Annotated in this window: 12 protein-coding genes and 5 tRNA genes; 11 read left to right on the top strand and 6 right to left on the bottom strand. The window is 36.9% G+C overall.

The genetic code is table 11. The annotated features are described in order from the left end of the window. Nucleotides 1-3: 3 nt before the first annotated feature. From FW780_RS15050 to FW780_RS15020, 7 genes are all read left to right on the top strand, one after another. Nucleotides 4-183 (top strand): class I lanthipeptide, encoded by a 180-nt coding sequence (locus FW780_RS15050; protein ID WP_149834309.1) that lies wholly within the window; start codon nt 4-6, stop codon nt 181-183. A gap of 58 nt (nt 184-241) precedes the next feature. Continuing rightward, nucleotides 242-412 carry a class I lanthipeptide gene (locus FW780_RS15045; RefSeq protein ID WP_174774463.1) on the top strand — a complete coding sequence of 57 codons (171 nt, stop codon included), beginning with the start codon at nt 242-244 and terminating at the stop codon, nt 410-412. 81 nt (nt 413-493) lie between these two features. Next, nucleotides 494-1666 carry a lanthionine synthetase LanC family protein gene (locus FW780_RS15040; RefSeq protein ID WP_149834308.1) on the top strand — a complete coding sequence of 391 codons (1173 nt, stop codon included), beginning with the start codon at nt 494-496 and terminating at the stop codon, nt 1664-1666. Continuing rightward, on the top strand, nt 1666-2823 hold the full coding sequence (locus tag FW780_RS15035) for a lanthionine synthetase LanC family protein (RefSeq protein WP_149834307.1): 1158 nt from the start codon (nt 1666-1668) through the stop codon (nt 2821-2823). Before FW780_RS15040 ends, FW780_RS15035 begins: the two co-directional genes overlap by 1 nt. A gap of 1 nt (nt 2824) precedes the next feature. After that, entirely contained in the window at nt 2825-3772 is a 948-nt protein-coding gene (locus FW780_RS15030; RefSeq protein WP_149834306.1) for an LLM class flavin-dependent oxidoreductase, read from the top strand. Beyond that, on the top strand, nt 3753-6854 hold the full coding sequence (locus tag FW780_RS15025) for a lantibiotic dehydratase (RefSeq protein ID WP_149834305.1): 3102 nt from the start codon (nt 3753-3755) through the stop codon (nt 6852-6854). Before FW780_RS15030 ends, FW780_RS15025 begins: the two co-directional genes overlap by 20 nt. Then, entirely contained in the window at nt 6851-9055 is a 2205-nt protein-coding gene (locus FW780_RS15020; RefSeq protein ID WP_149834304.1) for a peptidase domain-containing ABC transporter, read from the top strand. Before FW780_RS15025 ends, FW780_RS15020 begins: the two co-directional genes overlap by 4 nt. 124 nt (nt 9056-9179) lie before the next feature. On the opposite strand, the gene FW780_RS15015 is transcribed toward FW780_RS15020, so the two are convergent. From FW780_RS15015 to FW780_RS14990, 6 genes are all read right to left on the bottom strand, one after another. Beyond that, nucleotides 9180-9884, bottom strand: a complete 705-nt coding sequence (locus FW780_RS15015; protein WP_149834303.1) for a hypothetical protein — start codon at nt 9882-9884, stop codon at nt 9180-9182. A 172-nt stretch (nt 9885-10056) separates the two neighbouring features. Beyond that, nucleotides 10057-10140 (bottom strand) — tRNA-Leu (locus FW780_RS15010). 86 nt (nt 10141-10226) lie between these two features. After that, nucleotides 10227-10308: transfer RNA gene (locus FW780_RS15005), tRNA-Leu, on the bottom strand. A 124-nt stretch (nt 10309-10432) separates the two neighbouring features. Continuing rightward, nucleotides 10433-10516 (bottom strand) — tRNA-Leu (locus FW780_RS15000). Nucleotides 10517-10522: 6 nt separating this feature from the next. Then, nucleotides 10523-10598, bottom strand: a tRNA-Gly gene (locus FW780_RS14995). 4 nt (nt 10599-10602) lie between these two features. Then, nucleotides 10603-10684: transfer RNA gene (locus tag FW780_RS14990), tRNA-Leu, on the bottom strand. 178 nt (nt 10685-10862) lie between these two features. On the opposite strand from FW780_RS14990, the gene FW780_RS14985 reads away from it, so the two are divergent. The 4 genes from FW780_RS14985 to FW780_RS14970 are packed head-to-tail and all read left to right on the top strand — an operon-like array spanning nt 10863 to nt 13736. Next, complete coding sequence (locus tag FW780_RS14985; protein ID WP_149834302.1) at nt 10863-11240, top strand: DUF3127 domain-containing protein; 378 nt, start codon at nt 10863-10865, stop codon at nt 11238-11240. A 60-nt stretch (nt 11241-11300) separates the two neighbouring features. Beyond that, nucleotides 11301-11954 carry a leucyl/phenylalanyl-tRNA--protein transferase gene (aat, locus tag FW780_RS14980; protein WP_149834301.1) on the top strand — a complete coding sequence of 218 codons (654 nt, stop codon included), beginning with the start codon at nt 11301-11303 and terminating at the stop codon, nt 11952-11954. Then, on the top strand, nt 11941-12819 hold the full coding sequence (locus FW780_RS14975; protein WP_149834300.1) for a DMT family transporter: 879 nt from the start codon (nt 11941-11943) through the stop codon (nt 12817-12819). Before aat ends, FW780_RS14975 begins: the two co-directional genes overlap by 14 nt. Before the next feature lie 47 nt (nt 12820-12866). Continuing rightward, a complete protein-coding gene (locus FW780_RS14970; protein WP_149834299.1) occupies nt 12867-13736 on the top strand; it encodes a hypothetical protein in 870 nt (289 codons plus the stop codon). Nucleotides 13737-13749: the final 13 nt, after the last annotated feature.

The following is a 13749-nucleotide window of genomic DNA, read 5'->3' as shown; positions in this document are numbered from 1 at the left end:
ATCATGCACAAAATTAAATTAACAAAAGGTCTACAAATCAACAAAGAACAAATCAGCAAGCTTCAGGAGGAGCAAATGAACAGCCTTAAAGGAGGAGTTAACAGCCTTCAGGCAGCAGCTCAGTCTTGCGGACAGTGTTCATGCGGTGGAAACACAGTTGTAAAAACAAGAGTAGCATCTTAATCAACCCACACATTAAAAAATAAACAATAACAATTTAAAATCAAATATCATGAACAAAATGAAATTAACTAAGGGTCTTCAAATCAACAAAGAGCAAATCAGCAAATTACAGGAAGAGCAAATGAACAGCCTTAAAGGAGGGGTGAACAGTCTTCAGGCAGCAGCGCAGTCTTGCGGACAGTGTTCTTGTGGTGGAAACACCGTGGTACAAACAAGAATAGCGAAGTAATCTTCTCCTATAAAAGAGGGAGACTGATGAACTTCTCTCCCTCTTTTAAAAAAAATTATATAATCTCACAGCTCTCACATCATGCAAAAAGAAAAACTAATCATCTCAGAAATAGAAGAATGTATCCGTAAAAAAGAGACTTCCCTTACCGGAATAGGCCTTAATAACGGAATTCTAAGCGCTTCAATGTTCTATTATTATCATTATCTAATGACTCAGGAATCAGAATCTTTAGAATTGGTAACCCATTACATTGAAAAGTCTCTGGCTGTTTTAACAGAGGATTATAAAAGTCTTCATTTTAATGACGAAATAAGAGAGCTGGGATTATATCTTATGTTCCTGAAACAGGAAGAAGTTTTAGACAGTGAAATAGATTCTTTATTGGAAAATATAGATGAAATACTGGAAGAAATACTCATCCAGAAAACAGAGAAAGGAGATCTTGATTTAACAAGCGGCTTTCCAAGTTTTGCCAAGTATTTTGTACTGAGAAATCTTGAAGACAAAAAGCATCTGATAGATAAAACCCTGGATAAGATCATTGAGCTTACTCAAACTCACGACAGCGGAAGCTACTGGAAATTTGATCTTCGGGATAAAGAAAATCCATATGTAGAACTGGGTTTAGGACATGGAACAACAGGAGTGATCAACTATTTGTTATTCCTTTATAAAAACAAAATCTACAGTCAGGAATCTTTAGAACTTATTCACAAAGGATTATCATTCATCTGGAACTGTAAAGAAAGCGGTACAGACAATATTACCCTTTTCCCGTTCAATGCTTTTGAAGAAGTCTATATAGATTATCACAATCTGGCTTACGGTGAAATAGGAATAGGTTATACTTTTTACAACGCAGGAATTCTTTTAAAAAATAAAGAGTATTGCGACAAAGGGCTGAACATCTTACTTCATACTACAAAGTTTAAAGATACTGACCAGTCCTCCATCCTTGAACCGGGATTAATTTATGGTTCTGCCGGATTATCCGCACTGTATAAAAATCTTTATCACCTTACTGAACAGGAGGTTTTTCTGGAAGCCAAAGACTACTGGCACCAACACCTTCTTCAGTCAAAAAATAACGAAAATGAAAAATGGGCAGGTTTTAAGGCCTATTACAATGCAGAATTTGACAATATCAATATGGCCCTGGGCCAAGGCATAGCAGGAATCGGGATTACCCTGATGAACAATGTCATTAAAACCAATCACAATTACGTTTCATTCTATAATTACGATCTATAATGGAAACTCTACAATCTCAAAATATCACGACCATTCTTCATGAATACGATCAAAAACTTCTTGATTTTGATTATGGGAATTTACCTGACGGATTGCTTTATGGAAAACTGGGACTATTGCTCTATTTCTTAACACAATATCACATCTCGGGAAATGATAGCTATGTAAACAAAGTAGGCGCTATCCTTGAAGAAGTTTTTGAGAATGGCAATATGCAGAAAGAAAGCAATGTATATACACTCCCGAATCTATCCAAAGGAATGACCGGACTAGGCATTATCCTGGATTTATTAAAAAAAGACGGATTAATACAAGACGATTTTGATGATCAGATTACTGACATCGGAGAACTCATCTTCCAGCAATCCGTTACCATGCTGAAGGAAGACAATTATACTTTTTTTGATGGCCCGATAGGAAATCTCCATTACTTCAACACCATCAGAAATGAACAGTACAGCAGCGAAATTGTAGACATCCTTTATGATGAATGCATTTCCCATCCCACTCCATTTGAAAACAAACTGAATGACAGTTATGCAGATGGTATTAACTTAGGATTCAACTATGGCTATCTTTCTATTGTTAATAATCTTTTGGGCCTTCCGGTAATGACGGAAAAAGCAAGGCATATTATTAACACCTGTCTGGATTTCATTATTTCCAATTTTGATGTCCACGAAGTAGAAAACGCCAGAATATATAAACCATACAATTACAAAATAGCAGAAAACCGGCTGAAACCTTTCCACAACAACAGGCTTTGCTGGTGCAACAGTGATCTCTCCTTCTCATATCTTCTTTATAAAACAGGGGAAACACTGCAGGAAACAAGATACACAGATATGGCTCATGAACTGGGTTTAGAAACGACAAAAAGGAAGGTAATGGCCAATACAGGTGTAGAATTTATCCAGTATTGCCACGGAACTTCAGGACTTGTACAGCTGTATCACGAGATTAATGAAAAAGACTCCCATCCTGATTATAAACAAGCCAAAAGCTTCTGGATGAAAAGATCACTTGAAATTCTGGAAAACGAACTGGACCAGCCGTTCACAGAACAAGACAGCAATTTACTCTTTGGAAAAACCGGAGCATTGATTGCGCTCAATGATAAAATCGACAAAACTAAATACCTAAAATTTTTACTGTAACATGAAAACAAAAAGCATAGGATTACTAGAACTAGGATACAGAAGCGGCAAAGATTCAATCACAGCTCTTAACGATGTAGTTGATTATGCCCTTCATGCAGAGAGATTAGGATACAGCAGATTCTGGCTGGCAGAGCATCACTACTCCCACCTCAAGAATCTTGCATTTTCAAATCCGGATATTGTGATTGCCATGATCGCCGGAATGACAGAAAAAATAAGAGTAGGGTCAGCGGGAACTTCAGTTCCAAGTTATTCTCCTTATGCTGTCGCTACCAATTATAAACTGATCAATAATATATTCAACGGAAGAATAGATCTTGGCCTTTCAAAAGGGATTCCTGAAAGCGAGTACACCAAAAACCTTTTGAATCCGGACATCCTTGAAAGAGGTACAGGAGTGGTTTTCAAAGAAAATGCCAACGAGATCCACGAACTGTTTTATTCTGAAGCCGAAAAGAACGAAAAAGAAGGAATATTAATACCTCCCTACGGCGGCCTGATCCCTGATCTCTGGTATCTTTCTTCTTCTTTGAACAATCTGGACGAAGCCATCAGTTTACACGCAAATTATTGTGTTTCAGCCTTTCACGGAAGCGGAAAATTCCTTGAAAATCTTGATGATAAAAAAGAAGAGATCAACAGATACAAAGATTCTTTTGCACAGAAAAACGGATTTGTTCCTAAAACATCACTGGCACTGGCAATCAACCTTTCAGAAGTCAACGAAATAAAATCCGATGCAGATGAATCTGAATCTTTCAAAATCCTCAACCTCAACTTTGAAGAGCTTTTTGAACTGATTGAAAAACTGGACGAAAAACTTTCTGTTGATGAATTCATTTTATATGATACAGAACCGGACAGCGACAAGAAAACTGAAAACGCTGAAGTGATAAGCAACCATTACAACCTACAATCTATTCAACATGAAAACGCAGTTAGATAACATCAATATTGGTTTTATGAGGAACTCTTTGTACTCATTCAAACAATATAATAATATACCCAAAAATACAGCAGATCTTGATCATTTTATCCTTGAATTGTGGAATGATGAGGTCTTCAGAGAATCTATCTTTTTAGCATCTTATGAGCTGTATAATGAATGGGCAAGATTGTGCCAGGATGATCCTTCTTTATCTTTGGTAAAGAGAAACAGAATCAACAATTCTATTCTGAAATATTACATCAGAATAACTACCAGATCTACTCCTTTCGGAACATTTGCCTCCCATTCTGCTTTTGAACTCAGCTCAGAAAATAAAAATATTGAAGCAGGAAATATGAATGCTATCCACCGTTATACTACGCTGGATCTTTCTTTCCTTTTTCAGGTTATAGTATTAATCAACAGAGACTTTCCAGAGGTTCACGAATATGCGCTTAATGACTCTATCTATAAGTTAGGTGATTATTACCGATATATCGAAACCGCAATACAAAACGAAAAAAGAGTCTATACTTTAAGCTCATTGGAAAAAGATGAACTTCTGGATTTTCTGGTTGAAACGATGACTGCCCAATCTTACTCTTTTGACAATCTGGTTGCTCTGGTTGCAGAAAATGTGGAAGGAGTTTCCGAAGAAGATGCAAAATACTACATTTTCAGCCTTATTGATGCTCAATTCTTTAAAAGCAATTTTGATATATGCCTGAATGAGCATTCTCCCCTGTCTCAGATCATTGAATATTTAAGTTCAAAAAAAGGAATTTATCCTGAATTGGACCGCTATCTGGACATCCTGATCAAAATGGAAAGTTATATGGAATTGCTGAACTCCGGAGTAGGACAGTCTCAGGAATATTACAACGAGATATTTGCACTTGCCAACCAGTTCTCCATTTTATATGACAGAAAATATCTGATTAATTCATCTTTAAAAAGAAATCTTGACTTTTCACCCGTTACCAGAGAAGATCTTTCTAAAATCAAAAAGGGAATCAATACCTTATCTTGTTTTTGGGACAAAGGAAGTGAAACAGTAAATGAAAATTTAGAAAAATTCAAGTCTGCATTTTACGCAAGATATGAAGAAAGCCTGGTGCCATTGGTTGAAGTACTGGACAACGAAAGCGGTATCGGATACATTCAGGAGCAAAACAGTGAAAACGATTTTTCTTCCCTGCTTGATACCCTGAGCTGGCCCAATTCCAGTAATGATTCCTTTTCTATCACTTACAATAAAAAGATTCATGAGTTCTGGAGAAGAATCATCAACAAAGCCAATATCAATGGAGATACCGCTATAGACCTTAGCCAACATGACATCAACAGCCTTCAGAGTGGGGACGAGGTAAGCCTTGCAAGATCAATGGCCGTCATGATTGAAAAAGTATCTGATAAAATAGCAATCTCTTCCGTAGGCGGAACAAGCAGTGCCAATCTTATTGCCAGATTTTCTAATGAAGATGAAGAAATCCTGGCTCCGATGAACAGAATCATCAAAGAAGAACAGAATGACAATCATTTTATCTATGCAGAACTGCTTCATTTGCCAGACAACAGAGTAGGAAATATCTTACTGAGACAGGTAAAAAGAGGAAATCAGCTTTCTTATCTTACCAAGCCTTCTGCTTCGGAAAATACCATTACGCTGACGGATCTTTACATTAAAATGATTGATAAAAGAATCGTATTATTTCATAAAGAGCTGAATAAAGAAGTTAAAATTTTCCATTCTACTGCCCACAATTTTGATTATAATTCTCTTCCAGTGTATCAGTTTCTGTGTGATCTTCAGCATCAGGATGTTTCCACAGCACTGGTTTTAAATATTGGTGACACCAACTATCTGATGTATGACTATATTCCACGAATTACGCATGGTGACGATATCATCTTCACTCCGGCATTATGGAGACTATACCAAAATGAAGTATCAGGAATAAAGACCAAAAACAATACTGAAAGCATCAAAACAGTAAAAGAATATCTTTCAGACAAAAAGGTCAACCGGTATTTCTTTATTTCTCAGGGAGATAACAAATTATTGATCGATACGGAAAATGACAACCTCTTATTATTCCTGATTGATGAACTAAGATCCAAGGAAACCGTAACCCTTACCGAATGTCTTTACGATCTTGAGACTGATGAGTTCAACAATGAGATTATCATTCCAATGATCAACAGAAATTATACAGCCTTTAAAACAGAGCTGGATCAGCATCTTTTCAATGTCAATATTTCTGATAACAAGTTCATTCCGGGGAATAAATGGCTGTACTATAAAATTTATTGCGGTAACAAATTTTCAGACAAAATATTACAGGATGTATTCCCTGATCTTTTACCTCATCTCGCCGAAGAAGATCTGATCAAAAAATGGTTTTACATCCGATACAGTGACCCTGATAATCACATCAGACTGAGACTGGAAATTAACGATAATAAGCTCACTAACACCGCTCAGATCATGACCACTTTCAATGATTATTTTGATAAATATATCAGCGAAGGAATCATAAATAAAGTGGAAATGGGGACCTATGACAGAGAGTACGAAAGATATGAAGGTGAATTTATTGACACCGCAGAACATATCTTCCACTACGACAGTAAGTTGACTGTTAATCTGCTTAAAAATATTCCAAATAATGATGACCTCTGGTTGTACTCCATCAAAAGTATTGATACCTATTTCGATGTCTTCCAGCTGGATCTGGATAAGCGGTATGAGGTGATCAACAAAATTTACAATCAGTTTCAACGGGAGTTTAATGTAGACAGCAACCTTAAAAAGCAGCTGGATCTGAAATACAGAACGAACCTTAACCTCATTAGCGAGATTGTAGAATCAGATGACAATCAGTATTTCTCAGAGTTTGTTACTGCTATGACAGAAAACTGCAGAGAAATAGAAAATCTGAAGACCATTCAAAAAGAAAGATTAGTCAGCAGTTTTATTCATATGCATATCAACAGACTGATCAGATCCAGACACAGAATGCACGAACTGATTATCTACGGCATTGTAGAAAAGTATTATAAAATGAAAATCGGCAAAAGAAAATATCTAGTATCATGAAGCTAAAATTTATCCCTCAACACGACCAAATGGACTGCGGTCCTGCATGTATCGCAATGGTGGCTTCCTACTTTGGTAAGCAGATTCCGTTACACTTTTTAAAAGAAAATGCTAATCTATCCAGAGAAGGAGTTAGCTTACTCAGTATCAGTGAACTGTGTGAAGATATTGGATTTGAAACCTATCCAGCCAAACTCACATTACAGACCCTGGATGAAAATGGCAGCCTGCCTTGCATTCTTCACTGGAATAAAAACCATTTCGTAGTGCTTCTTGATGTAAAGAAAAGCCTTATTTCAGGAAAAAAACGCTATAAAATAGCTGATCCAAGCCATGGAATGATCTGGCTAAGCGAAAAAGACTTTCTTAAAAGCTGGTTGTCAGACGGAGAAACCGGGATCGCTCTTTTCGTAAGCCCTACCAACAGTTTTTATCAGCAGACTTTCCCGGAAGAAGACAAATTGAGTATTTCTTTTGCCATGAAATATTTCAAAGAACATAAAAACAAATTCCTCTTTTTGTCTGGTATGCTTCTTATCGGAAGCTGCCTGAGCCTTGTCTTCCCATTCCTTACACAAACCCTTATAGATAAAGGAGTTAACACAAAAGATGTAGATTTGATTACGATCATTCTTGTCTCTCAGGTTGTTTTATACTTAGGAAGTATTACCATAGAAATTCTCAGAAACTGGCTGATGCTTTATATCGGGACCAGAATTAGTATTTCCATTATTTCAGACTTCCTGAAGAAGATGCTTCTCCTTCCAATGGGCTTTTTTGATACCAAAATGAAGGGAGACTTTACCCAGAGAATTCAGGATAACGAAAGAATAGAAGATTTTCTTACTTCTCAGAGCCTTATGACTTTCTTCTCTATGGTTACTTTTCTTGTATTTTTTGGAGTGCTTTGGTATTATAATGTTACAATCGTGCTTATTTACTCATCTCTTACTGCATTATCACTTGTTTGGGCTCAGTATTGGCTTAAGAAAAGAGAAATCCTGGACTATTACAGATTCAGAGAAAAAGGACAGAGCCAGGAAAGTGTTTATGAAATCCTGAACGGGGTTTCTGAAATGAAGTTAAACCAATTTGAAGACTATAAAAGACAGGAGTGGGAAGGTATTCAAAATAAACTTTTCAAAACCACTTTTCGTATCTTAAAAGTAGATCAGTATCAGTTTTCAGGCTTTGAATTTCTTAATCAGTTAAAAAACATTTTTGTTACTTTCTTTGCCGCATTACAGGTTGTAAAAGGAAATATGACCATCGGAGAGCTATTGGCAATATCTTACATCATCGGACAGCTGAACTCTCCTGTGAATCAAATGATTTCCTTCTTCCGTTCTTTACAGGATGCAAAGCTGAGTCTTTCAAGATTAAATGAAGTTCAGAACCATGAAGAAGAGGAAAAAGAAGGTATGAAAGCCCTTGAACTCAGTAATACACATTCAGAAGAAGAAAGAGGAATAACTTTAAATAATGTCTCTTTCCAATATGAAGGACCAAAATCTCAGTTTGTTTTAAAAGATGTCAATCTGTTCATCCCTGAAGGTAAAGTCACCGCTATTGTAGGAGCCAGCGGAAGCGGAAAAACTACTTTAATGAAGCTGTTACTTAAGTTCTACAATCCTACACAGGGTACCATTCATTATAACGAAGACGATATTCTTACCCTATCCCCGAAAAGCATCAGAGAAAACTATGGAGTGGTAATGCAGGACGGATTTATTTTCTCAGACACCATTGAAAGAAATATTGCCACCAGCGAAGTAGAGATCAACACCAGAAAAATGGAAAATGCAGTAAGAGTAGCCAACATTTCTTCTTTCATTGATAATCTTCCATTGGGATACAGTACAAAAATAGGCGCTGCCGGCAACGGAATTTCCGGAGGACAAAAACAAAGAGTTCTTATTGCAAGAGCAGTGTATAAAAACCCTCATTTTATCCTGTTTGATGAAGCAACTTCTGCTCTGGATGCTGAAAATGAAAAGATCATTCATGATAACCTTCAGGAATTCTTCAAAGGAAAAACCGTAATCATCGTAGCACACCGTCTAAGCACCGTAAAAAATGCAGATCAGATTATTGTCCTGAAAAACGGAGCTGTAGTTGAAAAAGGAAACCATCAGGAGCTTGTCAGCAGAAAAGCAGATTATTATAGTCTTGTAAAAAATCAGCTTGAATTAGGCAACTAATCACCTCTCAATATATTTTTGACCGTTTCACAAGTTGTGGAACGGTTTTTTATTTTACTAATACGAAACCCTTTGTAGTGCATTTACAAAGGATTTCGTATTAGTCTGAATGATTGTAAATCAATTATTTAAAATCTTTATCCTCAATATTTTTATTATAGTACAAATCTACAAGGGTTGCTTCCTGATTTCCATCTTCAGAAACAAAAGTAGATTTGGTAGCATACCAAAGATCCCCGAATTTTTTATAATCACTTTGCAAAACCGTAGAGAACGTATTCTTTTCACCATTTTCCACCGTTTCTTCTTTGCTTAGAAAGAATGACTTTACATCGTAATACAGATAAGTCACTTTTCCCGTTACATAGGTTGCTTTTATTTTATAATAGATCTTATCCGGGTTTTCTTCAATAAGTTCAATCTTATACAATTTGGGATCTATATAGGCAAGTTCATTAATAATGTACTTTCTGTCTGCTTTATCTTTAAACTCAGCGGGATCAGCCAATTTTCTCTCTCCGTTGACCAGCTCATAACCAGTTTTGCCATCAAACCATGATTTGTAAACAATTCTTCCCTGATATTCAATTTCAAAACTTCCTTTATTAGGAACCATTTCTTTGGTAATCCAATACACATTTCGTCCGTCCATTACCGTTTCAGATTTGGAATAAAGCGTTTTTATACTGCTCAGAAGTTTTTTTCCTCCTTCTGCCTGGATGGCTTTTTCTATAATTTCTTTGGCTTTGCTTTCGCTGGATGTCTGTGAGAACAAGCGATGAGAAGCAGTTATCATTGTAACAGCTAAAATGGTATTTAATAATTTCATGGTTGTTTTATTTTTCTGAAGCAAATGTACCAAAAGACACCTCAAGTCTTTCTTTTTTGAGAGATTATTTTAGAAATGTTAAATAGGAGATTATACTTGAAAAAGGGAGGCCGAATTTTCAGAGCTATTCTAAAACAAAAATCCCTCCGTAATCAGATTACAGAGGGACTTGTACCCCAGACGGGACTTGAACCCGTACGTCCTTGCGGACACAGGATTTTAAGTCCTGCGTGTCTACCAGTTCCACCACCAGGGCATGGTGTGGAGCGAAAAACGGGATTCGAACCCGCGACCCCAACCTTGGCAAGGTTGTGCTCTACCAGCTGAGCTATTTTAGAATAGTGCGGATGAAGGGACTCGAACCCCCACGCCTCACGGCACCAGATCCTAAGTCTGGCGTGGCTACCAATTACACCACATCCGCTGGTTTGCTGATCTGAATTCACAGATTCAGGCTATATTTCTTACAAATATAAGATTTTTTTTTATTTAAAGAACACTCTCTATTAAAACAAAAAACCCTCCGTAAGATATTACAGAGGGTCTTGTACCCCAGACGGGACTTGAACCCGTACGTCCTTGCGGACACAGGATTTTAAGTCCTGCGTGTCTACCAGTTCCACCACCAGGGCATGGTGTGGAGCGAAAAACGGGATTCGAACCCGCGACCCCAACCTTGGCAAGGTTGTGCTCTACCAGCTGAGCTATTTTCGCATAGTGCGGATGAAGGGACTCGAACCCCCACGCCTCACGGCACCAGATCCTAAGTCTGGCGTGGCTACCAATTACACCACATCCGCTGGTTTTTTATATTGTAAATTTTAAAGAGCTTGCTTCGTTTTTGTGAGTGCAAATATAGGGCAATTTCCTTTACTACCAAACTTTTCAGGAAAAAAAATTAAAATTTCTACATTTTTTTTTCACGGCACCTTTTATTACATTTCATTTTCTTACTTTTACATCGTTAATATTTACGATATGGAATTACAAGGAACGGTAAAGAAACTTTTTGATGCTCAAACATTTGCGAGCGGGTTTCAAAAAAGAGAAATGGTTATTTTAACTCAAGAACAGTATCCACAGCCGATAAACATAGAATTTTTATCTGATAAAATCAGTTTATTAGATAACCTTAGAGAAGGAGAAAACGTAAAGGTAGGAATCAATATCAGAGGTAGAGAATGGGTTTCTCCTCAAGGTGAAACTAAATACTTCAACTCTATTACAGGGTGGAGAGTAGAGAAAGTTTCTGAAAATGCTTCAGAACCTACTCAGGCAATGTCTCAGCAGTCTGCAACTCCAGTTTCAAACGAAAATCCGTTTGCCGGAGATGATGATGATGATTTACCTTTTTAATTAAAGAATATAAGATCAAATATAAATCCTGCTTTTTGAAGTGGGATTTTTTTTCTAAGCATGGTTCGATTAGACGAAAAAGAGATTTCATTTCCTGACCCTGAGCTGTATGACGGTCATGAAGGAGTAATTGCTTTTGGAGGCGACTTGTCTGTAGAGCGCATTTGGTTTGCGTATCAGCTGGGGATCTTCCCCTGGTACAATCCCGGAGAAGAAATTCTATGGTGGTGTCCTGACCCAAGATTTGTTCTTGTTCCGGAAGAGTTAAAAGTCTCAAAATCAATGAGAAAGATTTTAAACAGAAATGTTTTTACTTTTTCAGAGAATAAGAACTTTAGGGAAGTGATCAGGAACTGTCAAAAGGCAACCAGAAAAGGCCAGTCCGGAACATGGCTGTCTGATGAGCTGATGAACACTTTTATCCAGCTTCATGAATACGGCCTTGCCAAAAGTATTGAAGTGTGGCAGGATGAAGAGCTTGTAGGTGGTTTTTACGGATTGCAGATTGGAAATGTTTTTTGTGGAGAAAGTATGTTTGCTACAGTGAGCAATGCTTCCAAAGCAGGTTTTATACATTTTGTAGAGAGCAACAAAAATAACATCGAATTAATTGATTGTCAATCTCATACAGAGCACCTCGAAAGCCTGGGTGCTAAAATGATTCCTAAAAAAGAGTTTTTAAAAATTTTACACGAAAATAATGAACGCGGATAAAGAAAAATGGGTTCTTCTGATTATTCTGAGTATTATCTGGGGATCATCCTTTATTTTGATCAAAAAATCTCTGGAGCATTTTAATCCTTTCCAGGTAGGATCTTTAAGAGTTCTTATTGCCGGAATTATTTTACTTCCGGTTGCTATTTCCAATTATAAGCTTTTTCCTAAAAAACATCTGAAATGGTTAATTCTGGCTGCTTTTACCGGAAATTTTATTCCGATGTTCCTCTTTCCCATTGCAGAAACCGAAGTGAGCAGCAGCATTGCGGGAATCATCAACTCTATGATGCCTATTTTTGTGATTATTGTAGGAGCATTGGTATGGAAGTTTGAAACAACCAAAAAACAGATTATTGGGACATTTATAAGCTTCACCGGAGTTTGTATTCTTGCATTCGGAGGGGGTGACAGCGGAGAATTAAAAATGATTCCGATTTTACTGTTATTATTGGCTACTTTATGCTATGCTCTGAGTACAACAACCGTCAAATCAAAGCTTATGGAAGTTTCTTCCACGGTTTTATCTGCTTTTGTTTTCTCATTTGTTCTATTATTTCCATCCATTATTGCATTGACAAGCACCGGATTCTTTTCGGAATTCAGTTTTTCTAAAGACAATCTGCTCGGTCTTATGTTTGTGAGCCTTTTATCTATTTTCGGAACCGGACTGGCGATGATGATGAATTATCGTTTGCTGAAAGTTTCCACTCCTCTTTTTGCATCAACGGTTACTTTAGTAATGCCTATTGTTGCTATTATATGGGGAATTTTAGATGGTGAAAAACTGACTTATTTACAGTTTATAGGAGCTGGAATTATTATTGCCGGACTTCTATTCTTAAGAACAAATCCAAAAAAATAAAATCATATTATAAATTAAATTATATTTGACCGATTTAACTTATAACTATGAAAAAAATTCTACTTTGTGGCTCAATAGCCTTATTAACACTTTCGTGTTCTTCTTCGCATGATGATGATGCTCCTTTTGACAACAGCGACCCTTCCAATCAAAATGTAATTCTTCCTACAAAGATGATTATGGATGGTATTGTAATGAAAATCAACTACAACGGAACCAAAATTATCAGCATGATTAACAACATTAATCATGGGCAAAGAATTGAGTTCACTTATACCGATGAATACGTTACCGGAATTAAAAATTACGAAAACAATGTTCTTGAAAGCACAGTTGAATACGGATATTCCAACGGTCGTATGGCCTCTGCCATTACTAAGGAATATTCTCTTACCGGTACAGTACAAAACACGGTTACTTTTACTTATACTTACACAAGTACTACAGAGATCAGTGTAAAGAAACAAACGAATTCCGGGGCTGCGGGATCTTCCACAATCAACAGTGTATTCACCTACAGCAACGGAAATATGGTAAGCAATGTAGGCTCAGGAACCGGAGTTGTAAATGGAAACACTGTTAATTACACAGAAGCTGAGACCTACACTTACACGGATAAAAACTATCCTTTCAAGAATGTAAAAGGCTTTGATAAAATCATATTCAATGGAAATGAAAGCGACGGGGTAAGCATGTTGTTTTCAAATATAAAGAATAGCTTAAGCTCCTATAAGGGACAGTTTACCAATACCCCAGCCGGCGGAGGAACAGCAACCGGAACAACTTCTCATAAATATACCACTACATTTAATACTGCAGGTTATCCTTCTGTAGAAGACAGACAATCTCTTGATATCAATGGAAACCCCACTACAAGTGCTCCTGATAAATTCATCTACGAGTACAATTATCAATAAAAAAAAACCTGCA

The sequence above is a fragment of the Chryseobacterium sediminis genome, from assembly GCF_008386505.1.
In the GTDB taxonomy this organism is placed as follows: Bacteria; Bacteroidota; Bacteroidia; order Flavobacteriales; family Weeksellaceae; genus Chryseobacterium; species Chryseobacterium sediminis.
Note: the sequence above shows the minus strand (reverse complement) of the source record. Positions and strands in the feature narration are given on the sequence as shown.